We start from the raw sequence: 22558 nt of genomic DNA, 5'->3' as shown, positions 1-22558 counted from the left end.
GAAGGAACGGTCATGGACGCTTCCAATCTGGTCGTTCAGGAGGAATCCGAGGACGCTTTCGTTCTCACGAATCTGGCCCGCCAGCTCGGCCGCAACATTCCGCGTTTCGCCGAATTGAAGGCGTTCAAGGACGGGCGCGAGATGGTGGACGAGTCGAGCGTCCCGCAGGGTGTGGATCCCGATGCGGCACCCGTGTATCAGAAGATACGCCATTTCGGCTCGTTGAATCTGGCCCGCCGCATCAGCGAGGCGGTGACGGACCATCAGCAGCCGAATGGTTTCCGCCGCATAGGTGACGAGGATTCGGAGAGCGAAGCGGTGGACGGCATGTATCGCAGGTGCAGGATGGCGACCATGCTGCGACGCGACACGTTCCCCGACGCCGGCGACTACGGCTGCGCCTACGGATACGTCGGCAGAGGCATGGGAGGTCGGTATATCAGGTCCGTCAGCCCGTGGGAATGCGTGATGAGCGACGACGGAGACAGCGCCGTCATGTATACGTTCGACGCCATGAACCAGCGGGAGTGCATGGACTTGTTCAGGCTCTCCCGCGACGATAGCGGCTATCCGGTGAAAGTGTATTCGCGGACCGCGGTGCGCGAAGCGGAATCCCGTTCCCTGCTCGCCGAATCGGACGATGAGGGGATCGACAAAATACTCGATGACAACAAGGAATGGGACCCCGGCAACGATTGGGAATGGGAAGGCGACGAGAACAACGATTTCGACTACGCGCTCCGATGCGGCTCTCTTCCCATCGTCCAGTATTCGACGCCTGACGGTAAAGGGCTGTTCGAGCCGCATCTTCCCACGTTGAAGCGTATCGACCGGCAGTTGTTCGACCGGTTGTGCATCACGATGATGCAGGCGTTCCGCCAGCGCGCCCTCAAGGGCGAACTGCCGCAGGCGTATGCGGAGGACGATCCGCTCGTATTGTCCGGACAGGTGAACGCAGGCGACCCAATCGACTATTCGAACGCTTTCAGGATGGCTCCCGCGGCGATGTGGAATCTGCCGGAAGGCGTGGACGTGTGGGAGTCGCAGGTCACGGAAACGACCTCTCTGCAGGCCAACATCGTCGGCGACATCAAGCAGCTCGCGGCCACGTCCGGCATTCCGCTGGACGTGCTCAGCCCCGACGTGCAGGGTTCGGCGGCTGGCGCTGACCTGAAACGCGAGGGGTTGAAGTTCAAGGTCGAGAATCTGAACATGCTCGCCGCCGACGCGATCACGCTCATGCTTCGCATGGCCATGGTGCTTGACGGCGACGCTTCGGCCGCTGACGCGGATTTCGAGATGATGTGGAAGCCGGTTGACACGACTTCCCAGCTTGAACTCGCCCAAGCCGCCCAGCTCGAATATTCGACCGGGTTGAAGTCCCGCAAGACGATCCTCACCCACTCGTATGGATTCACGGCGCAGGACATCGCCGAGGACGACATGAACCGTCTGAGCGACCAGTTCAATCTACAGCCCGTCACGACGGGCGCGCAGCCTGCCACGTCGGCGGCGGCGACGCCCGCCACCGGATGGGACGTGGGAACGCTGGGGACGGATGACATGCAGGCCGTTGACGATGGTCTTCCGGAGGCGTTCTGATGGCGTCGGCGACGACACGGTTAGCGCAGCTGAGCGACATGCAGCAGCAGCTGCACAGCCAGCTCGTGGAGACGTACGTGGCCGCATGCCGGAAGATGTGGCTGAGCCTCACGCCGCAGGACTGGTGGAACGACGCGGTGGTCATGGGCGCGGCATCACGCACGGCGATGCTCGAACTGCAGATGGTCGCCGCCGCCCGACGCGCGGGAATCGAATACGCCGACCAGACGCTGCGACTCATAGGCCAATTGCCGCAGGGCGTCGTGCAGCAGCTCGTGTATCCGCGCGTGAACACGGACCCATGGCTCGTGGCCGCGCGTCCGGCCGACTCGTATCGAAGCGAGGCCGTCAAGAATCCGTCCGTAAGACCGGACGAATGGCCCTCCTCGGACGATGCCGCCTATGAGACGGTGAGCGAGTGGATACAGGCCGCGTTGGGCCGCATCGACGCCACGTCGTCAATAGACGTGCAGATGGCCGGAACGCAGGCCACTATAGACCGCTACCGCGGCAGCAAGGTCCTCTCATACAGGCGCGTCCTGCATCCCGAACTGTCGAAGTCCGGCTCATGCGGCCTGTGCATCGTCGCCGCGGACCGGTGGTATTCCACCGCGAACCTCATGCCGTTGCACGTGCGCTGCAAATGCGGCGTCGCGCCGGCCGGCTCAGACGAGGATCCCGGACTCGACCTGAACAAGGCAGACCTCGACCGCCTCTACGCGGAAGCCGGAAGCAACAAGGCCGAAGACCTCGTGAACGTGCGAGTCAAGACGATATCGCACGGGGAACTCGGTCCGGTGCTCACCGCGGCCGAGGCGAGGGAAACGGACAATCCGGTACCCGGCGTCGAATCGAAGGAATGGCGTACGCCCGACAGGGCGACGACCGTCGAACAGCTTCAACGCATGAAAAACCGCGCCATCGAATTCTCCAAACACTACAAGGAGGTTCGCGACGGCGGAAAAGAAGTCTCGTTCAGATACGAAGGCAGAACATACGTGTTCAAACCGTCGTCGCATCTGAACCAAGCGTGGGCGTACCAGCGCTCCATGCTCAACCAAGTCACGGCCCTGCTTGACAAGGCCGCATAACACAAAAGCAAAGGAATACAAATGTCTGGAATCGAAGAACCCGACAAGACGGAAACCGTCGAGAAGGCTGAGCCGGAAACCGGCAACGACGATACCACCCATACCGACGAGCCTGACACGGCCAAGAAGCCGGACCGGTCCGAGGATGCGGAAGGTCTGACCGACGAGGCCGCGAAGTGGCGCACCCTCAGCAGGAAGAACGAGGCGGAGAAGGTCGAGAACAGGAAACGCGCCGAAACCGCCGAAGCCAAGACCGCCGAAGTGGAGTCGCAGCTCGCCGCCGCCAACGCGCGTATCGCACGTCTCGAGGCGCAGGCCGCCTATCCGCAAATCAGCGACGAGGCATTCGAAGCCCTGTGCAAGGAGACCACCCCCGACGGCATCAAGGCGTGGGCCGAAGCGTATTCCCGAATCAATCCCGTCAACGTCGCCGCCGAACCCGAAACGGGCAAGCCCGACGAATCCCACACACAGTCGGGCGACAACCCGTCGCCCATCTCCCAGCGCGTGATGAGCAAGGGAATGCCCCAACCGACTCCGCCCGCAAAGGGCACGGAGAAGTCCGGGTACGACTACGCGGTCAAGCATTGCGCGCCAAACACCAACACTAAGAAGGAGTAAAACCATGGCAGAAACCGCCAACAATCTCGTGCAGTACGAGAACTCCGCCGCCCCCGCGGACAAGCAGGATTGGCTGCTGAACCGCATCACGGATGGGATTCAGGAAGCCACGTTCGACGTGAACCTGTTCCTCGGAGGCGACAACGAAAGCCTGTATTGGGCTTCCCTGACCGACACCGACACCGTTGGCTGGCTGCGTTCCGGCATCCCGGTCGCCCGCGCCGACAGCGGTTATTACGGTCCGTATGATCCGAACGCCACCGACGGCCGTCAGAACGGCGTGGCCGGCTTCCTCGAAAGCCAGCTCAAGGTCGAGTTCGGACGCAAGGGCGTCAAGCAGCCCATCGTGACCACCGGCGTGCGCTACATGGCCGTCATCAACAAGCGCAAGCTGCCCGTCACCCTTGCCGACGGCACCTCCATCGCCGGTCTGATCCTCGACTACGACAAGGAGGCGGGCGGCGCTGTCACCGTGCTTTCCGGTCAGGGAGGCGCTTCCACGGCTTCTGTCACTTGGGATCAGGTGCAGGACAAGCCGACCATCCCCGCAGCCGCGTCCAATGCGACCGCATCCAAGGCCGGTCTGGTGAAGATGGGCGCGAAGGTCGATGACGCGACCTCCGACACGCTGCTCACCCAGTTCAACGCGCTGCTCGCGTCGCTGCGCGCGTCCGGCGCTCTCGCCAAGTAGGCCAGCGAACCAACGTAAACAACCCGCCTTCCATGGCGGGTTTTCTCATATTAGGAAGGAAACACGATGGCCCTTATCAATCAGGACTTCATCACGCCGGCCGAAGCGTCCGGCATCGTGTTGGGAGCCTACCAGACGGTGACGGCCCAGTTGCCGTTCTCTCAGGTGCTTCCCGACATCAACAATCCGACCGGCCTGCGCGTCGATTGGATTCCGAATCAGGCCCGTCCCGAAGAGGACGAGATGCACTTCGGTGCTTGGGACGCCGAGGCCGAATACGGTCAGACCAAGGGCGGCGAGAAGATCGCGTACACGAAGATGCTGCCGCTGCGTAAGCGCATGCGCATCAGTGAATACGACATCGCCGAAGGCAAGGTCGATCTGAACGGAAGCAACGTCGCGGACTCTCTGCGCGAATACTTCCTGCAGCTCGGCAAGGAGCTCGCGTTCCGTTTGGAGCGCGCCCGTGTGACCGTTACGGTGGACGCCGCGCTGTCCGTTGACGAGCATGACGTGAAGGCCACTTGGGACTACCAGCGCGACGCATCCCTGACCGTCACGGCCGCGCAGAAGTGGAACGTCGACGGCGACCCGGTGGCCGACACCCGCCTGTGGGCCGATGTCATCGACGCGGTTGACGGCTACGCGCCGACCGTGATGCTCATGACCCGCAAGGTCATGCGCGCCCTTGAGGCGAACCCCGTCATCATCCGCTACGCGTTCCAAGGTCAGGGCGACACGCTGCCCAACCTCGTCGGCGAGAACGTCGTGCGCAACGTCATGCAGCAGATGGCCGGCATCGACAACATTCTCATCGTCGATGACGTGTACAAGAAGTACGCGCAGGCGCAGAAGATCCAGCTTCCGGGTGGCGTCAAGTCGTTCTTCCCGGAGGACACGGTTCTGCTGCTGCCCGACCTCGGCGGAACCGACATGGGCTACACGGCCCTCGGTCCGACCGCCGAAGCCAAGGCCAAGGCCAACGGCATCAGCCGCGAACACGACGCCGGCCCGGTCGGCTTGGTGACGGACATCGCCGCCAGTACGCCCGGCTACGAGGCGTACGCCACGGCCACGGCACTGCCGGTGCTCATCCAGTCGAACAGCACGCTCAAGGCGACCGTTCTGTAAAAGGAGACGCGCATGGCTGCGAACATCGAAAACATCGACTGGCTCAAGCACATGCGCGTCGCCGCACTGGTCGAACCCGAACTGTTCGACGAACGACTGCCGACCGAATGGGTGTTGCGCGAATGCAGGCTCGCCGCGGCGCTCGCGGTGTCCGAATGTCCGGCGGCGTCGGTGCGTTTGCGTGCCGGGCGGCTCACGGAGGACGAGTTCGCCGGTGTGGTGTGCGACATGGTGATGCGCGTCGCACGCTGGCATCGGATGAAAACCGAATCGAACGGGTCGTACTCGTACACCGAGCATGACCCGCAGTCGAACACTCCGGGCTACGATCCGTCTCCGCGCCTGTTCATTTCCAAGGGCGAACGAGCGTTGTTGAACGGATATTCGGGGTCGTCCGGTCGCATCGGAACCATCAGCATGGGCTTCGACACTGGCTTCGGAGGATAAGCATGGCGGGCGGTTTCCTATACGACGGCGAGGATATGACCTCGTTGGGCGGCGGTGGCCTGTACGACGGTGTGGACGTGCCCGAAACGGTGCCGGACACATTGCTGTACAGGGATCTGATCGTGGTGGAGCTGACCTCGTTCGAGCAGACTCCGTATGGGACGCGGGTCACGCCGACCGGTGAGGTGTTCGGCTGCTACTGCTCGGTGGAGGGCCGCACGCAGAAGAACAGCGTGTTCTCGGATAACTGGGCGCAGGATGATACGCCGACGAGCACGGGCGGTCTGCGTGAGGTGAACATGGTGAAGGTTCTCGCGCCGGAATGGCACGGGGACATCTACACGCGCTTCTGGACCGCTGACGGCTCCTGTTGGCAGGTGGACGGTTCACCCGTGGACATGCCGCATTCGACCGACGTGGCCCGTCATTGGGAGATGCAGGCGCGACGCGTCTACGCGCCCGAATTGGCGCGCAACAGGATCGACCCGCCTGCGATTCCCGAAGGGAGCCGCGTATGGGGTACGTGAAGCTCAAACCACAGAAGCAGTTGAACATCGAGGTCGCGCTGGCGTTCGGTGCCGAGGTGACGCGTCCGAAGGCGTTGAAGGTCGCCGCCAGGGCGAAGGCGTTGGCGGACGCGAAGGCGAAGCATTCGAGCGTGGCCGACCGTATCGACATCAGCGTGCACGGCGTGGGCATCCACCATGCGGTCGTGATGAGCGTCACGGGTCGTGACGGCAGTCAGGTCGCCGGCCATTTGGAGTTCGGCTACTTCAACAAATGGTTGGAGAACAAGTATGGAATCCGCAGCCCGCGCGCTTGGATGCCGGGCTTGTTCATCATGAGCGAGGCGAAATATGCGGCAGTCGGATAGTGACCTCAATGTGGTGCGCGTGGGCGTCGAGACCGTGGATTTGAGCATCCGTGAGGATTTGGACGCGGATGCGCTCGTGTACGACATGCTCCATCGCATCGACTTCGACGCGGCGGGCTTGCCGAACGTGGTCGTCCAGTCCGAAATCGATCCGGCGACGGAATCCCTGCTGCTCGACCATGACGTGGTGTTGTACTCGTGCGGTGCGCCCGAACAGCCCGACTGGAACCTCAAAGCGTGGATATGGCGGTTCACGCTCTCGCTGACCGTGCTCAGCAGCGATCCCATGCGCTGCCGGCGCATCAGCGCCCTGCTGAACCGTCGGATAGCCTCATGGCCGTATGAGGAACCCACCGATCATGGCAAGGTCGGCCGTCTCGTGGACAATCCCGGCTTCCGCAAGATAAGCGCTGGCGACATGACGACCAGCAAGACGATCACGGCGCGGACCAGCACGAAACTCGTTCAGGCCGCGTCCCCCACGAACACGACCATGCCCGCATAGGCGTGGCCCCGATATTCTTTCCCTTTTCCAAAACCACTCTCCGCATACGAAGCCCCGAAACCATCCGACGGTTTCGGGGCTTTCCCATTGCGGCATACCAGAAGGAGTTCATCATGGCAGTCGATCCCATCGGCATCCACGACAACGACGTACTGTCCTCAACGCGAGGCGCGATCTTCATTTCCAAGGCCGGCAACATTCCCGCCGTGTCCCTGCTCAAGCAGTTCGACATCGAGGTGGAAACCCTCGGCACCGACGACGACCTGTGGTCCAACATCGGCCACACGTCCAACGACACGCTGCCCGAGTTCGCTTTGGACGGCGGCGACGCGACGGAACTGTCCACATGGCTCAAGGCCCAGTTCCGCACCCGCTACGACGAAACCACCGGAACGGTGACGTTCAACTCGGTGCAGGGCGACGCGGCGAGCCTCGAACTGATCTACAACGGCGTCGTGGACACCGACGGCGGAGTCGCCCTCAGCTTGGAGAAGTCCAACAACCCGTACGCCGTGCTCATCCTGTTCAAGGACACCAACATCAACAAGAAGTTCGCGATCCTCATGCCCAACGTGGACCTGACGTTCAGCAACCTTCCCGCCCTGAGCAGCGGCGACGACGGCTTCGTGGAATACGGCGTGTCCGGCACGATCAAAACGTCCGACGCGCTGCCGAAGGACAAGTCCGGCAAGACCACTTCCGTCAAGCTGTACCCGCAGACCGCGCTCGCGGCCTGACGGTTCCTGATTCCTCCCACGGCCGCGGCGTTCCTCCATGCGCCCGCCGTGGGATTCCCTTTCTTTCGTTTCATGGAGGATTTTCTTTTCATGGAGGAACAATCATGGTTGCGAAGAACACCGCTAAGAGCACCGAAAACATTGAGAACGTTGAAGCCGTGGAGACGGAGGCTTCGAACACGTTCCCCGAGACGTGGAACGAACTGAAGGGGAATCCTCTGTTCGAGGGCGTGCCGGATATGGTGCAGGCCGCTGATTTCTCGCCGACCGTTTCGGCTCGTTTCGCGGTCATGCGCGCGCACGTGCAGGAGCGCGCGGACCTGCTGGATAAGATGGGCGCGTTGGGCGGCGATCATACCGATTCGTATGATGCGACCGCGGAGGTCATCGCCGTCGCCGAGACCATCGAATACGCCAACTATTTCTACGAGTCCATCGCCGTGAGCGAGGAAGCCTACCATACGTGGGTGAAGGGCCGCACCGCGGTGGACATGTTCTATCTGATGCTGCTGCTGACCCGATTCTATGAGCGCGCACTGGGAAAATCCAGCGCCTCGAAGGTGCGCTTCGAGACTGCCGAATAGAGGTCACGGCGGACTTCCGCCGTTTCTACAATCTCGACCTGCCGTTGATTCTGCATGATTACGACCCCTCGTATCTGTGCGACCTGTTGGACGGGTTGGAGGGGTATGACGGGAGCCTGTATCGGGCGTGGATGATGGAGCATCATCCCTTGTCCCCGAACGGCGGTGGGAACGCCGCGCGTCGTCAACTGGGGTGGCTCGGCTATTCGCAGACGAACATGCTGCTGTTGGATGTGGCGAACATGCTTGAGGTCATCCGCGTGCAGTTGGCCCGGTTGGGCGGCGACGGTAAGACGAAGCCCGACATGATTTTCCCGCCCGGCGTGGAACCCCCGTCGGAGCGTAGGCGTTCGGGCGTGGTCAAGACCGCGGGCATGGGTTTCGACGAACTGTACGAGACGATGCTGGCGATGTGGGGCGGCAACGGTTTGGCCGACTAGCCCCCTTTTCGTTCCGGTTTGAAGCGGTTCCGCAACCACGGTTGCGGGGCTGCTTGGAACCTTTTGGAACGGTTCTTCTCTCTTTCAGCCCCTCGAATTTCGAGGGGTTTTCTCATATTCCCTCATTCTCGCGAAGGCGGTGCTTCCATGGCCGGAAATCTGCTGAGCGCCGGTCAGGTCGGCGTCGATATCGTTCCCGACACGACGTTGTTCTGGGCGCGGTTGAACGGCGAACTCCATCGTCGTAATCCCGAGGTCGAGGTCGGGTTCGTGCCCGACACGACCCGCGTGTCCGCGGAGATGAAACGCATCGACTCGAAGGATGTCGATGTGGATGTGGAGTTCAAGGGCGACAGCAGGAAGATCGACCGCATCATCAAGGACTTGGACGATGCGAAGGTGTCGCCCGAGCTGGACGCGAAGAACATGCTCAGACAGCTCGACAAGGTGTCGAAGGAGCTGGACGAGACGCGCAGCAAGCTCAGCTGGCAGAAGTATTGGGACAAGAACGAGCAGGGCGTCGAGGACTACAACAAGCTGCTCGACAAGTCGAACAAGCTCGCCAAGGAGCAGTCGCGGCTTCTTGAGACGGAGGCGAAGCGCCGCGTCAAACTGTTGGACGACTACCAGCGGGCCATTCTGAGGCTCAAGCCGTTGGGCGCGGACAATCTGCTCGACCAGCAGGCCGCTACCGACATTCGCAAGCGTCTCGACAAGCTCGTGGCCGACTTCAACGACGGCAAGGTGTCCGCCGCGAAGGTGCGTATGGAGTTGGACGATTCGTCCTACCAGCACGTCGCGAACCATCTTGAACGGACGATGCGCGACATCAGGGAGGTGAACAGCACCGCGGCCCGCGTGCGCTTCTATGAAGAGGGCGCTGACCGTCTTGAACGTCGGCTCCGCCGGTTGAACGCCACCCATGTGGACATCCCGGCGAGCATCCAGCTCGATCAGGAAGACCTTATCAAACGGCTTCGCGAGACGGCTGAGATAGTCAGGCGCGATCCCGACTACGTGTTCGAGACGAATCTCGACCTCGACATGCGCCGCGCCGAGGAACGCATCAAGGACTTCCAGAAGAAGAACGACGAGCTGAAGATGGATCTCGATATCGAGACCCTGACGGCGCGCGCGCATCTGGCGTATTTCACCCGCCCCCGCACCATCGATGTCTTCGCCCGCTTCCGTGGTACGGACTTGGGCAAGATACTCAACGGCATCACGTCCGGTGCCACCGGTCTGAAGGGCGTGCAGAACCAGTTCGACAAGCTCGTGAACACGTTCGACAAACTCGACGACGTGGTGCCGAAGCTCAGCCTCGTCGGCGCGGCCATGACCACGTTGGGCGCTGGTGCGCTCAACCTGGGCCGCACCGTCGGCGGCGTCGGCACGAGCCTTGTGAGCCTGAGCAAGGCCGCGCTGGCCGCTCCCGCCGTGTTGGGCGGATTGGCTTCGGCCGGCTACGGCGTGTACGCGGCGGTCAAGACCGCGGGCGACGAGTTCGACATCACGAAGACGAAGCTCAACGGATTGCAATCCGAGGTCGGCACGGCGTTCTGGGACGAGTCGCGTGACGCGATCTACCGGATGGCCGACACCATCGACGGGAAACTGCGTACCGGCTTGGTTAACGTCGCGAAGGCCGAGGGCGAGGCCGCCGCGGGTTTAGCTGACCTCGTGTCGCAGGAGACAAGCCTGAGTCGCTTGGAAGGAATCTTCCAAAATACAGAGAAGGCCGTGGGCGAACTGTCGCCCGGCATCAGTGACGCGGCGAGGGCGATGCTCGACTTGGGTGACACCACGTCGCAGTATCTGCCGAGGGCCGCCGCCTACATGTCCGATCTGGCCGAACAGTTCGCGAACTGGGTGGAGCGCGCGCGTGAGACCGGCGCGATCACGCAGGCCATGGAAGGCGTGATCGAACAGGCCGGCTATCTGAAGTCCAGCATCAAGGACTTGGGTGGCATACTGTCCGGCACGTTCGGCACGCTCGCCGCCGAAGAGAACGGCTTGGAAGGCTTCGCCGACGCGATCCACAAGGCCAACGACGCGGTGCAGTCGGCCAAGTTCCAAGAGACGTTGAAGGCGTGGTCGAAGGGAGCGCAGGACGCGCAGGACAACATGCGCGGCTCGTTTGGCGCTATCGGCGACGCCGCGTATGAGCTGCGGGACGCGACGAGGCAGGTGTTCGGCGATTCGGGCGACATCATCGGCAACGCGGCGAAGAACATCAGCCGCGTGTTGGGCAATTCCGAACAGGGCGTCAGGAACTTCAGTTCCGGCGTGCGCGAGGGCTTCACGCAGGTGTTCGACGCTGTGGGTGACTCGTCCGATATGTTCGACCAACTGTTGACGATGGTCGGCAAACTGTCCAGCACGTTCGGCGGCACGTTCGCGAACACGCTGCGCGCGTCCGCGCCGCTCATCGAATCGTTGGCGACCGCTGCGGGTGCCGTGGCGGATGCGTTCGCTGCGTTGCCCGAACCCATTCAAGCGGCTATCGGCTTGTACGCCACGTTCGGCAAGGCCGGCATCAATGCGTTCGACGCATTGAAAACCGGCATGATGGAGAGCACCCTTCAGTCGATCCAATATCGTAGGGCGTTGGCCGAACTCGGCGTGGACACCACCGACACCATTCTGAGCATGCGGTACGCCGTGGATGGTTTCGTGGCGGCTCACCCGTCTCTGCAGAACGTGACCAACGGCGTTAAGGACGCGACCGGCGTGATGGGCAAGATGGGCGCGGCCGCTAAGGGCGCTGGCAGCGCTTTGCTGTCCGCGTTCGGAGGTGGCGCGGGTCTGGCCATCACGGCCGGTGTGGGAATGGCCATCACCGCGTACGCGGACTACAACCGCAAGGCGTCGGCCACGAAGCAGGCGTCCGAGGAACTGGCTTCGGCGATGCGTGAGATACCCGATTCCGCGCAGGCCGCGGCGGACGGCATCGGCGCTGTGGGCAAGGCCATTCAGGCGAACTTCGAGAACACGGACTTCGGAGAGACCGGTTTTGCATGGTTGAACGACCTGCGCACCGGTTTCGATGATGCCGAATCCGCGGCGAAGGAGCTTGGCTATTCCACGCAGGACCTCGCGAACATCGTCATGGAAGGCGGCACCGCCTACGAGAATCTGCAAGCGCATCTCGCTGACGTGGCTCAGGCCGGAACGTATTACGGCAACACGATTCTCGATGTGATTTTCCCGAGTATGACGAAGCAGGCGAAGGCCGCTGAGAAGCTGTCGAACGCTTTGGCTGAGAACGAGAAGCAGTATCGGGAGAATTGGGAGCAGGTCGCCGTCGCCAACGGCTATACCGCGGAGTACGCGGACGAGCTGATTGATGCGGGTGAGAGCGCCGAAGCGTTGAGTGTGATTCTCGGCACGACGGCGCAGCGTCAGGAGATGCTTTCCAAGGCGCAGCAGATCGCGACGGAATGGAGCCAACGTCAGGCGGACGCTCAGAAGAACCTGCTGAACGCAATGAGCGACTACGGCGAAACCTACTCGAATATGGGCGACGCGATATCGCACGTTCAGGAGCTGGTCGCCAACGGCGAGCACGTGTGGGATGAGACCGCGAACGCCATCAGCGGCGTGACCGGCTCGTTCGACGTGATGAGCGAGGCCGGACGGTACGCTCAGGAGGCCATCGCGAACCTTGGCGAATCCGGGCATGACCTGTTGGAAAGCATGGTCGCGTCGGGCGCTTCGGTGGACGATGTGAACGCGAAGCAGCAGGAACTCGCGAAACAGCTGTACGACACCGCGACCGCGTTCAAGGTGCCGGAAGAAGCCGCCGAACAGTTGCAGAAGGTGTACGGTCTCACCCCGGAAGAGGTGACGACCCTGTTCAAGGCCGAGGCTGAGGAATCGAAGCAGACGCTCACCCAATATTTGAGCTATCTGCGTGCGATATTCCCCGAAGAGGGCAATACGGCCGTGTTCCAGACGGTCCTCGAAGGCATCAACTCGGGGGCCATCGAAAGCACCGAGCAGGTGTACGACGAGCTGCAGAAGCTCACCGGCAAGGATTACGTGACCGTGTTGGACGCCGATGGCGATCAGGTGCGGATCAAGAAGTCCGATGCCGATAAGCTGGGCTTGGAGTTCGAGAACGAAAAGTACACGACCACGCTTGACGCCGAGGATCTCGCTTCAGGCAAGATCGAACAGGTCATCGCGCTCAAGGACAAGGGATTGTCCGACAGGGCGGTCACTCTGCTGCTCAACGCCGACGGCGACGCATTGTGGAAGACGGAGAACGTCGAGAAGAATCTCCAGAAACTCGGCATGAGCCAGAAGACCTACGAATGGCTGCTCAACGGCAGTGGTACCGCCGAAGAGCGGATGCAGAAGGTCCGTGAGGAACTGTCCGAGCTGAATCTGACTGACAAGCAGATTCAGTGGATATTGGACGCGGTCGACAACGCCAGCGAAAAGATGGACACCATTGAGAAAAACAAGGTTCCTCTTGCGAATGGCGTGAGCTTCATCATCGAAGCGGACAACCAGCCCGCGTTCGACAGTATGGATGAGGTGCGCGCCTACGACGGGAAGACCATTGCCGAGCCTTGGACTCGCGTGCAGGGCGAATGGGACGGTGCCAACACGGCCATCCAAGCGTCCGCCGCCTATGATGGCGTGACCGTTTCGGAACCTTGGGCGCGCGTTCAGGGTGAATGGTCGTCCGCCGACCGGGCGATTCAGGATACCGTTTGGTATGACAAGCGCACGATCTCACAGCCTTGGGGCCGCGTGCTGGGCGAGAACAACGGGGCGCGTCAGGCGTTCCGTGATACCGCCGCGTATGACGGGCGCACGATCTCCGAACCGTGGGGTCGCGTCAAGGGTGAGAACAACAGTGCGAGGAAGGCGTTCCAGGATACCGCTTGGTATGACAAGCGCACGATCTCACAGCCTTGGGGCCGCGTGCTGGGCGATGATTCGAATGTGTGGAACGTGTTCCGCAACATCGCGAACACGAACGGAAGCATCCTCGCGACCCGCTACGTGGATATCGTCACCCGTTCGTCGGGCACCGTGCAGGCCGCTACGGGCGGTCGTATCTACGGTGCTGGCACGTCCACGTCGGATTCGATTCCCGCGATGCTGTCGAACGGTGAGGCGGTGCTTCGCGCGGCCAGTTTGAAGAAGCTGGATGCGAAGTACGGCCGCGGCTGGTTCGACTATGTGAACCGGTACGGGGATGTTCCGGATGGTTCGAGGCCGAGCGCGACCGCGCTCTCGTATCGGCGTAATTCCTTCGCGTATGCCGATGGCGGGCGTGTTAAGGCGGTCGAGGGCATGGTGAACGTGACGGTGAATCCGGTGGTGAAGGTCGAGGTTCCGGGTATGGAGCGCGCTTCGACATCGAATTACAGCGTGACGGTGAACGGTGTGGGCGTCGGTTCCGACGCTCAGGCGATGGAGTTGGTCGATCGGCTCGTCGCGTATGTGGGGCGTCAGCGTCGTATGCGCTGACGTGGGACGGGGAGGACGTGTGTTCTCCCCGTTCGTTTTTCTCTTTCTTTTCCGATTGTCGTGAGGAGGCTCGTATGGCCGACGGTTATGGTGCGATTCAATATGGTGCGTGGCGTTTGCATTTGGCGGCGTGGGTCATCGCGTATACGGACACGACGGATACGATTCGAGTCGAGACGCGCTTCCAGTCGGTGAATAACTGGTACCACTCCGGCATGAACTGTTCGGTGAGTCTGAACTGCAACGGGCAGAAGGATTCGTGGAGCGGCACCGCTTCGACGAGCACGAACGGCGAGGCCACTATCCGCCGTTATGATTTCGTGGTCGCGAAGGCCGATACGGACAGGAATGTTTCGGTGAGCGCGTCGATGACCACGACCGGCTATCAGGCCGGTACGAGCTCGGCGAGCTGTCAGGTGTTCACCGGCGCGAAGACCTGCCGCAAGCCCGACGCGCCGAAGAACGTGTCGGTGGCGACTTCGGGCGACACGCAGATCAACATGTCGTGGCAGTCGGCGGCTAACGCGGGCGCGTTCAAACCGTGGGCGAACGTCATGGTCGATATCCAGACGTGCGACGGGGCCGGCAGCCAGAACGGTTGGGGTCATCTGACCACGTTGTCGGGGTCCGCGACGAGCCATAGCTTCACGGGACTCTCCGCGAACCACCGCTACTATCTGGCCGTGTACTCCAAAAACAGGGCGGGCGAGTCGGATCATGTGAATCTCGGCTGGGTGCAGATGACGCCCGCCGCGCCCACGATCAGCGCGACGAAGACCGGCGACACGAGCGTGAAGGTCAGCGTGAAGGGCACCACACGGTGGACGAACACGACCGACATCTACCGCAGCGCGAACGGCGGCGGCTGGACGCTCGTCGCCGGAGGATTGTCCGCGCCCGACGTGGAATGGACCGACAATTCGGCTCCAGGCGGCACGGTGCGGTACATGGCCCGCCAGTATGCCATCAAGTACACGTGGATAGGCTGGTCGGGCGGCAGCGTCCATTCCTCGGACGCGGCGACGGGCAGCATCACGACGACGCTTACGCCGGACCCGCCGAAGAACGTGACGTTCACGCGCGAGTCGGACAGCGCGATCAGCGTGTCGTGGCAGAGTGCGGCGAACGCGGGCGCGTCGAAGCCGTGGAGTCAGATCATCCTCGCGGAGCGGCGTTCGTCGGGCGGTGCGGACTGGGGCCAGTGGGCCGATCAGGGCGGCACGCCCGTCTACCTGTCCGGTACGACCATCAACTACCGGTTCACGAATCTGCAGGCGAACACGCGCTGGCAGTGCGCGGTCTACGCGCGTAACGCGGCCGGCGACAGCACGCACGTCGGCCATGATGTCATCTACACCACGCCGAAGGCTCCGACGGTCACGGCGGTGAAGGCGTCGAACACGAGCGTGCAGGTCGGCGTGAACTGTTCCGGCAGCTACGCGAACGGCTTCCAGATCGAACGCCTCGCGGCGGGCGGCTCGTGGACGCTCGTGCATACCGGCTCGTGGTCTTCGGGCACCGTGCATTGGACCGACACGAACGCTCCGGCCGGTCAGGTCACGTACCGCGCCCGCGCCACACGCCCCATCTACGGCGACGACTCGTCTAAGGGCGTCCTCTATTCGGCGTACACCACGTCGAATCAGGTGATGACGGCGACGCCTCCGCTCGCGCCGACCATCACCGCGCCGGCCAACGGCAGCGCATGGCCGACGGGTTCGACCGTGCGCGTCGCGTGGACGCCGAACCATCCCGACGGGTCGGGCCAGTCGGCCGCGCAGGGCGAGCTGACGAATCCGGACGGCACGACCACGACCATCGACCTCAACGGCACGGCCACGTCCACGACGGTCACGGCCTCGGTGATAGGCAAGTATTCGTTCCGTGTCCGCACGAAGGGCGTGCACGCCGACTGGGGCGAATGGTCCACGCTGACCACGGTCACGGTCGCCGACCCTCCGAACGTGGTCATCACCGGCCCGTTGACGGAGATACAGGAGAGTCCGTTCACGGTCGCGTGGAGCGTGCTCGACGATACGGGCGTTTCGGAACAGTCGTTGGAGATCGTGCGTTCCGGCAATGTGGTGTTCTCCACGCGCGTGGACGCCGGGGCGCGGAGCCTCACGGTCACGTCGGGCATGTTCCTTCCGTTGGATGGGGACCTGCTGACGTTCAGACTGACGGTGCGTGGCGGCAGCACGCTGTCGAGCACGGTGAGTTCCGACGCGCCCGTACTGTTCGTGGCTCCGCCCGAACCGCGCGTGTCGGTCACGTATGACGACGCTTACGCGGCGCATCTGACGGTCCTGTTCGGTTCCGGCGCGGACGTGCCGCCGACGCGGCGCATCCTCGTGTATCGGGTCATGCCGGACGCTTCCGAACTGCTGCTCGACGGGAACCTGTCTGACGGACAATCGACGATCGACCGTCTGCCGCCGTTGAACACGGACTATTCGTATCGCATCGTCGCCCAGGCGGAGTCGGGAGCGGTGAGCGACATCACGCAAGAGGCGCGTGTCGAAGCCCATTACGGGATTTTGAACTTCGGCCGTGACGCGAGCGTGGCCGTGACGCTCGGATTCAATATGAGCGCGCGTCACAATCGCGTGCATGCGTCCAGCGAGATGCATTTCGCGCGCGGCGACAACACGCTGCCGGTCAGCTATTCGATGCGCCAACTGCAATCGACGGCGACGGTGCGCGGATTGTTCGAATGGGATTCGGCGTTGTATTCGCGGCTTGTGGCGACGGCGGACGCCTACACGTACGCATGGTATCGGGAGCCGAGCGGGTTGCGCTGGTATGCGAAGGTCGATCAGGAATGGGCCGTGGACACCACGGAATATAAGGATATCGAGTATGCGGTCGATTTGACGCAGCTCGCATGGGAGGAACCGGTGAGGTAATGGCTGATTGGTCGAAACCGTATGAGGTGGCGTATCGGGTGATGCGCGTGAAGCGTGGCTCGTATGAAGAGACTGCCGTGTTGGACCGTGTGCTCACGGGCGGCAGCATCGAACGCAATCAGGACACGAGCGTCACGGAGTCCGGGTCGATCGTGTACGAGGGTTCGTTGGATTTGGGTACGGATTGGCTGCGCGTGTGGGCCGACTGCGAATGGCATGACGGCAGTGTCGAGTCGGTGCCGTTGGGCACGTTCGAGCCGTCGATTCCGTCGCGTGCGGTGAACGGTTCGGAGAGCCAGTCGCAGATCGAACTGTCCGGGCTGTTGCAGGATCTCGCGGATGACATGTTCGAGAATCCCATCACGATGGGCAAGGGGTTGAAGGCGGTGGACTGCGCGGCCCGCATATGCCGTGAGGCTGGTTTGCAGGTCGCCGCCTATGATCCCGGCTCGTATGTGTTGAAGGAGAATTGGACGTTCGGTTTGCGGTCGGACAAGGATCCCGGCCGGGGGTCGAGCAAGTTGGACGCGGTGAACGATTTGTTGGATTTGGCGGGGTTTTGGAACGCTCGCACGAATCCGTATGGGCAGGTCGTGTTCGCCCCGTATGCGGAGCCTTCGGACCGTCAGCCCGCGTGGAGTTTCGTGGAGGGTGAGAACGCGACGTTTCTGGCGGAGATGACCGACGAGTTGGACACTTCCGGTGTGAAGAACGTCGTGAAGGTCATCTATTACGACACGGACCGTGAGTATGTGGGCATCGTCGTGGATTCCGATCCGAAGAGCCGGTGGAGCACGGTGTCGTTGGGTCGTAGGAAGGGCACGACGGTCGAGTATTCGAGCATTCCGGAGTCGGTCAAGACGGACGCGCAGGGGAAGGCGTTGGCGGAGTCGAAGGCGCGTGAGTTGTTGCGCACGAGCCAGTCGGTCATCCATCGTGTGACGTTCACGCACGCTTACGCGCCTTGCACGATCAGCGACGCGGTGGAGGTCGAGTATCCCACGGGTGGCGTGTCGGGCAAGTATGCGGTTCGTTCGCAGCATATCGAATTGGATGCGGGCATTCCCACGCAGACCGAGGCGCGTATGTATCAGCGTCCCTCATAGGACAAGGGATTTCGTAGGGAGGTTTCATGGTTTCGGATATGGATGTCGCCCGTGCTGGCCGGTTGCTGGCGGAGGAATTGGACGATGAGAACGTGGAGGTGCCGGTCGTGTCGTTGGGCACGGTCACGGCCGTGTCGAACGCGCGTTGCACGGTGAGCGTGCAGGGTGGTTCGTTGGAGGATATTCCGATGACGACCGCGTGTTTGGGTGTGCGTGTGGGGTCGCGTGTGGTGGTCGAGACGAGCCGGCGTATCTCCGTCGTAACGGGCGTTATCGGCTCACTCGCGAACATAGGGCAACTGATATGGCTCCAGGATGGCGTCACGCCGGAATCCGTCGGCTATCACGGCACGTGGGCCATAGCGTACGTCAACATCGTGAGCGCGTACGACCCCGGCTATGCGATCGACATCGAAAGCGCTGTGTTATCAAGCGGGCAGAACATACAGTTGTACGAGTTCAACAACACCGCCGCGCAGCAATGGTGTCTCAGGGTCGGCGACCACACGTACCACGCATGGATACGCACCGCGTGAAATCACAGGTAGTCGTGCGTCTTCCATAGGCCGAAGCCCGTGTGGTAGGTGTTCACGGTGGATATGCCGCTGTAGTAGGTGATTTTGTAGCCGTTGTTGGTGTCCACGTTCAGTACGACCTCGTTCGCCGTTCTGTCGGTGCGCATCAGAACAGGCGGCAATTCGCCGTGCGGGGGCCTCCATCCAACGGGAACGGTCAGGTTCAAGGAATTGAATCCGTCGCCGGTGATGTTGTTCATCGTGGAGTAGCAGCATACGAGGTCGCCCATGCGTCGGAGGTCGAACCGGGCGAACCCTCCGGAGGTTGGATAGCCGGTGAGTGTGGTCTGCCGCGGCATCGTCCAGTCACTACCGATAACGCCCGTTATGTTCCCGCCAATAGGCGGGTTTTTCTTTACTTTTCTTTGAAAGCGAGGGGCAGATGCCGCCTTTCCAGCAATTGTTTTCGTCCAACGAGTTCTGGACCAGCGTCATCGTCGCATTGGTCAGCGGCGGCGGCGTCGGCGGACTGATAGGCGCGTGGTCCAGTCGCAGGAAGGACGCGGCCGATGTGGCGCGCATGGCTACGGACATCCTCACGAAGGATGTCGTGCAACCGTTGCGTGACCAATTGGACTATCAGGAGTCGCAGATCACGCATTTGGAGACCGTGCAGGAGCGGTATTTCAAAAGCGTCGCCTATACGCGGCGCTTGTTCCACTGGCTGCAGGATTTCTGCGAGCTGGTGAATCCGGATTTTCTGGCGCGTCATCCGAAACCGGCTCTGCCTGACGAGCTGCGCGCCGATGTAGCGCCGGAGACGATAGCGGCCGTCCATAAGGACATCCGCGGTAAAGATTCCATTCCCGTTATTAAGGAGGATTAGTCATGACGAACATTCATGTCAGCATCCGCGTGCCTGTTGATGGCGGTACGGAGGCGGCGGTGGGTAGGCTGCGTTTCTCGCCGGTGCGTCGCCATTACGACGCGGCGAAGAACGTGGTCGTCGCCCAGGGTTTCGACATCGCGTTGGCGGATGGTCAGGCGACGGTGGATTTGCTGCCCACGTCGAACAATGGGTTCGTGTGGCGTGTGACGGAGTTGGCGGACACGCCGCAGGCTTACGACCGGTATGTGGAGGTGCCGGAGTCGGAGGCGCTGTTGGAGTATGTGGATCTCGTGGATGTGGATCCGAAGACTCTTGTTCCGTCCGCGTTGGTGGATAATTCCGACATTCTGAAGGTGCGGTATGCGGCGGATTCGGTGGAGGCGGCGGCGTTGAGCGCGCAGTTTCCGAACGTGTTGGTGTTCTTCGGTGAGGATGGCACGGCGACCATGTTGAACGAGACGGTGGCGTTCGCTTTGCGTGCTCGGAGTGAGGCTGAGGATGCTGCCGTGGCGGCGAAGTCGGCCGCGAATGAGTCGCAGACTGTCGCGAATCAGTCCGCGAGCATCGTTCAGAAGACGACGCAGGATGCTGCGGCGGTCGCGGCGAAGACCGATGAGGTCGGGCGTTTGAGCGCGGCGGCGGTGTCGTATGCGCAGACCGCTACGAAGCGTGCCGACGAGTTGGTTGATGGGATGGGCACGCAGGCGGCTTCGGTGGAGACCGCGGCCACTGAGGCGGCGAATCGTATCAGTGAGTCCGTTTCGGATGTGGAGTCGAAGGCTTCGACCGCGGCTGCTGCGATTGACGCGGCGGCGGCGAGTGTGCCGACGGTGCTTCCCGAGACCGGTGAGACCGGGGACGGTGGCGAGACCGGAGACGCCGGTGAGACCGGTGAGACGGGTGACGCCGGGGATGTGACGGTGCCTGACGATGGCGAATCCCAGCCCGAAACGGAAACCGGCTCGAATACCGGAACGGACACCGGCGTGGATACCGAAACGAACACCGAAACAGGCACCGAAACGGAAGGCGACGCGGATGGCGACGCGAACGCCGACACGGATACCAGCGTGGCACCGGACACGGAGGCCGATAAGACCACCGGCACGGACAGTGAGGAAACCACCGACATGAACGCCGATGCCGACGTGAACCCGGACTCCGACGCGACCGCCGCCGAACCCGCCGAAACCGAAACGAAGGACACTACCCCGGCCGACGAGGCTGACGGAACCGATGCGAAGGAGGCGTGATGCCCGCGTATCTCAATGGCAAGCTGATCGAATCGCCGCCCCTGATGAACGGCGTGCAGGTCAACGCTTTGTACAACGGGCTGATGGTGTGGCCGTACCGTTTCCCCGCCTTGTTCATACGGGTCATGGCCCGCGTGGACGGTCAATCGTTGATGGTCGAACAGTCGGTCATGGCGAAATGCCATCGCCGCTATCTCATCACCGACGCCGGTTCCGAACCGATCGTGGAGTATGACACGGTGTGCCGTAAAGCGGACGGTTGGACCGACTGGCCCGAGAGCGGTGAGGTCAGCGGCGCTGAGGGTCAGATTGTGTCGGTGGTGGATTGCACCACGGCGGGCGCGAAGGCGCGAGCCTACGGTACCGCCGTCCTGCCGAAACCCCTGTCCCGCAACCTGCTGCAGTACGGTCCTGTCGCCGAGACCGATGGTGTGACGGTCGGCGTGGACGGTGAGGGCGCGGTCACGCTGACCGGCACCACCACCAAGACATGGCAGACCGTCAAATGGGATCTCGATAAAAGCAAGTTCGTTCCCGGAGGAACGTATACGCTTTCTCAGAATCCGAAGGTTGACGGGTATAGGAATATTCAGACGTGGATTTATGTGGACGGGGTTACTGTCGGCCGGACGGACTTGCTTTCCGGCGAGGAGGCTAAGGAACGCGACACTTTCACCTTGCCCGACGTGATCGGAACCATTTCGCTGAATCTGCGAATGATTAACAACAATACGGACCAAGGTGGAGTGGCCTACAAGCTCCAGCTCGAAGCCGGGGACGTTGCGACCGCTTGGCAGCGTCCGGACGTGACGGATTTGGACCAAGGAGTCATCGCTGCGGTCAATCTCCTGAGCGTCGGCCCTGTCGCTGACGGTGATAAGAGCGTGGCCGTGGCGGCTGACGGTCTGACCGCCACCGGATTGGCTGCGGGCGACAAGGCCGTATGGTCGAATCAGGTGAGCCTGCCGGCCGGCACGTACACGATGGGCAATCTCGCCCCGAGCGGCACGGTGGTATTGTCCGGCACGGGCATGGGCACGGAGATAGTCAACGGCGGCGCGAGCCGCACCATCACCATCGCCGAGGATGTCGCCGACGCCACGGCCGAGGTGCAGTTCTGGAATTTCGGCCAGCCGGTGAAGCCGTATCTCGTGTCCGGCGACACCGCGCCCGCGGAATACATCCGCCCGATTTCGGAAACGAACGGGGGGGGGGCTATTGATTTACGCACAAACCTCCTCCGATACGGAGACGCCACGGAAAACGGTCTGACATGCACGGTGTTGGACGATGGCGGGGTCCATATCACGGGAACCGCTGTCGGTTCGTGGGGCGGTGTGAGATGGTTCCTTGACAACGCTCTCTTTCAACCGGGCGCGACCTATACGCTCTCCGGTGGAGTCTATGACGCTCCGGCAGGCGCATTGCTGGGCAGCATCGTCGTGAAGACCACAAGCGGCGCAGCCGCTGTGGATACGAGTTTCTCATACGAGAGCAGATCGACGCGATTCACGATGCCGGATGACTTCTCGTCCATTGAGTTTCGGATTCGCAGCGGCAGCGCTCCAGCAAGTGTCGATGTGGTTCTCCATCCACAGCTTGAGATTGGCACAGTGGTAACGACGTGGGAGCCGGGCGAGGTCGTCGCGGGGGGGGGGGCAGGCGGTTAGCCTCAATCT

At 62.2% G+C, this 22558-nt stretch carries 20 protein-coding genes; 19 read left to right on the top strand and 1 reads right to left on the bottom strand.

Annotated features, from left to right (window positions below; all coding sequences use genetic code 11):
- The first annotated feature begins 12 nt into the window (after positions 1-12).
- From BE0216_RS03765 to BE0216_RS03690, 16 genes are all read left to right on the top strand, one after another.
- Positions 13-1602, top strand: a complete 1590-nt coding sequence (locus BE0216_RS03765; RefSeq protein ID WP_094636856.1) for a hypothetical protein — start codon at positions 13-15, stop codon at positions 1600-1602.
- The gene (locus BE0216_RS03760; protein WP_226805690.1) at positions 1602-2693 is read left to right on the top strand and encodes a hypothetical protein; all 1092 of its coding nucleotides are present in this window, start codon (positions 1602-1604) and stop codon (positions 2691-2693) included. Before BE0216_RS03765 ends, BE0216_RS03760 begins: the two co-directional genes overlap by 1 nt.
- A 21-nt stretch (positions 2694-2714) precedes the next feature.
- A complete protein-coding gene (locus BE0216_RS03755) occupies positions 2715-3314 on the top strand; it encodes a hypothetical protein (protein WP_094636857.1) in 600 nt (199 codons plus the stop codon).
- 4 nt (positions 3315-3318) lie between these two features.
- Positions 3319-4005 carry a hypothetical protein gene (locus tag BE0216_RS03750; RefSeq protein ID WP_094636858.1) on the top strand — a complete coding sequence of 229 codons (687 nt, stop codon included), beginning with the start codon at positions 3319-3321 and terminating at the stop codon, positions 4003-4005.
- Between the two features lie 66 nt (positions 4006-4071).
- Positions 4072-5136 carry a major capsid protein gene (locus tag BE0216_RS03745; RefSeq protein WP_094636859.1) on the top strand — a complete coding sequence of 355 codons (1065 nt, stop codon included), beginning with the start codon at positions 4072-4074 and terminating at the stop codon, positions 5134-5136.
- 12 nt (positions 5137-5148) lie between these two features.
- Positions 5149-5583, top strand: a complete 435-nt coding sequence (locus BE0216_RS03740; protein WP_094636860.1) for a hypothetical protein — start codon at positions 5149-5151, stop codon at positions 5581-5583.
- A gap of 2 nt (positions 5584-5585) precedes the next feature.
- Entirely contained in the window at positions 5586-6110 is a 525-nt protein-coding gene (locus BE0216_RS03735) for a hypothetical protein (RefSeq protein WP_226805689.1), read from the top strand.
- Positions 6098-6457 carry a hypothetical protein gene (locus tag BE0216_RS03730; RefSeq protein ID WP_094636861.1) on the top strand — a complete coding sequence of 120 codons (360 nt, stop codon included), beginning with the start codon at positions 6098-6100 and terminating at the stop codon, positions 6455-6457. The genes BE0216_RS03735 and BE0216_RS03730 overlap by 13 nt, the downstream gene beginning before the upstream one ends.
- Positions 6441-6962 (top strand): hypothetical protein, encoded by a 522-nt coding sequence (locus BE0216_RS03725; RefSeq protein ID WP_094636862.1) that lies wholly within the window; start codon positions 6441-6443, stop codon positions 6960-6962. Before BE0216_RS03730 ends, BE0216_RS03725 begins: the two co-directional genes overlap by 17 nt.
- A gap of 113 nt (positions 6963-7075) precedes the next feature.
- The gene (locus tag BE0216_RS03720; protein ID WP_094636863.1) at positions 7076-7699 is read left to right on the top strand and encodes a phage tail tube protein; all 624 of its coding nucleotides are present in this window, start codon (positions 7076-7078) and stop codon (positions 7697-7699) included.
- A gap of 104 nt (positions 7700-7803) precedes the next feature.
- Positions 7804-8283: a hypothetical protein gene (locus BE0216_RS03715; RefSeq protein ID WP_094636864.1), complete on the top strand. Its 480-nt coding sequence runs from the start codon at positions 7804-7806 to the stop codon at positions 8281-8283.
- Positions 8284-8327: 44 nt separating this feature from the next.
- Positions 8328-8723, top strand: a complete 396-nt coding sequence (locus BE0216_RS03710; RefSeq protein ID WP_143249305.1) for a hypothetical protein — start codon at positions 8328-8330, stop codon at positions 8721-8723.
- 147 nt (positions 8724-8870) lie between these two features.
- Positions 8871-14210 carry a hypothetical protein gene (locus tag BE0216_RS03705; RefSeq protein ID WP_094636866.1) on the top strand — a complete coding sequence of 1780 codons (5340 nt, stop codon included), beginning with the start codon at positions 8871-8873 and terminating at the stop codon, positions 14208-14210.
- Between the two features lie 74 nt (positions 14211-14284).
- Positions 14285-17116 carry a fibronectin type III domain-containing protein gene (locus tag BE0216_RS03700; protein ID WP_094636867.1) on the top strand — a complete coding sequence of 944 codons (2832 nt, stop codon included), beginning with the start codon at positions 14285-14287 and terminating at the stop codon, positions 17114-17116.
- Entirely contained in the window at positions 17116-18222 is a 1107-nt protein-coding gene (locus tag BE0216_RS03695) for a hypothetical protein (protein ID WP_094636868.1), read from the top strand. The genes BE0216_RS03700 and BE0216_RS03695 overlap by 1 nt, the downstream gene beginning before the upstream one ends.
- Before the next feature lie 26 nt (positions 18223-18248).
- Positions 18249-18758, top strand: coding sequence for an RICIN domain-containing protein (locus tag BE0216_RS03690; RefSeq protein WP_094636869.1), 510 nt, complete (start codon positions 18249-18251; stop codon positions 18756-18758).
- A gap of 2 nt (positions 18759-18760) precedes the next feature.
- On the opposite strand, the gene BE0216_RS03685 is transcribed toward BE0216_RS03690, so the two are convergent.
- A complete protein-coding gene (locus BE0216_RS03685; RefSeq protein WP_094636870.1) occupies positions 18761-19096 on the bottom strand; it encodes a hypothetical protein in 336 nt (111 codons plus the stop codon).
- Positions 19097-19179: 83 nt separating this feature from the next.
- On the opposite strand from BE0216_RS03685, the gene BE0216_RS03680 reads away from it, so the two are divergent.
- Genes BE0216_RS03680 through BE0216_RS03670 form a run of 3 tightly spaced genes read left to right on the top strand, consistent with a single transcriptional unit; the run spans position 19180 to position 22549 of the window.
- Entirely contained in the window at positions 19180-19623 is a 444-nt protein-coding gene (locus BE0216_RS03680; protein ID WP_094636871.1) for a PRTRC system protein E, read from the top strand.
- A 2-nt stretch (positions 19624-19625) separates the two neighbouring features.
- Complete coding sequence (locus BE0216_RS03675; RefSeq protein ID WP_094636872.1) at positions 19626-20879, top strand: hypothetical protein; 1254 nt, start codon at positions 19626-19628, stop codon at positions 20877-20879.
- Positions 20879-22549: a hypothetical protein gene (locus BE0216_RS03670; protein WP_094636873.1), complete on the top strand. Its 1671-nt coding sequence runs from the start codon at positions 20879-20881 to the stop codon at positions 22547-22549. Before BE0216_RS03675 ends, BE0216_RS03670 begins: the two co-directional genes overlap by 1 nt.
- The last annotated feature ends 9 nt before the right edge of the window (positions 22550-22558 follow it).

It is taken from the genome of Bifidobacterium eulemuris (genome assembly GCF_014898155.1).
GTDB lineage: Bacteria > Actinomycetota > Actinomycetes > Actinomycetales > Bifidobacteriaceae > Bifidobacterium > Bifidobacterium eulemuris.
This window is presented reverse-complemented; position numbering and strand designations above follow the sequence as displayed.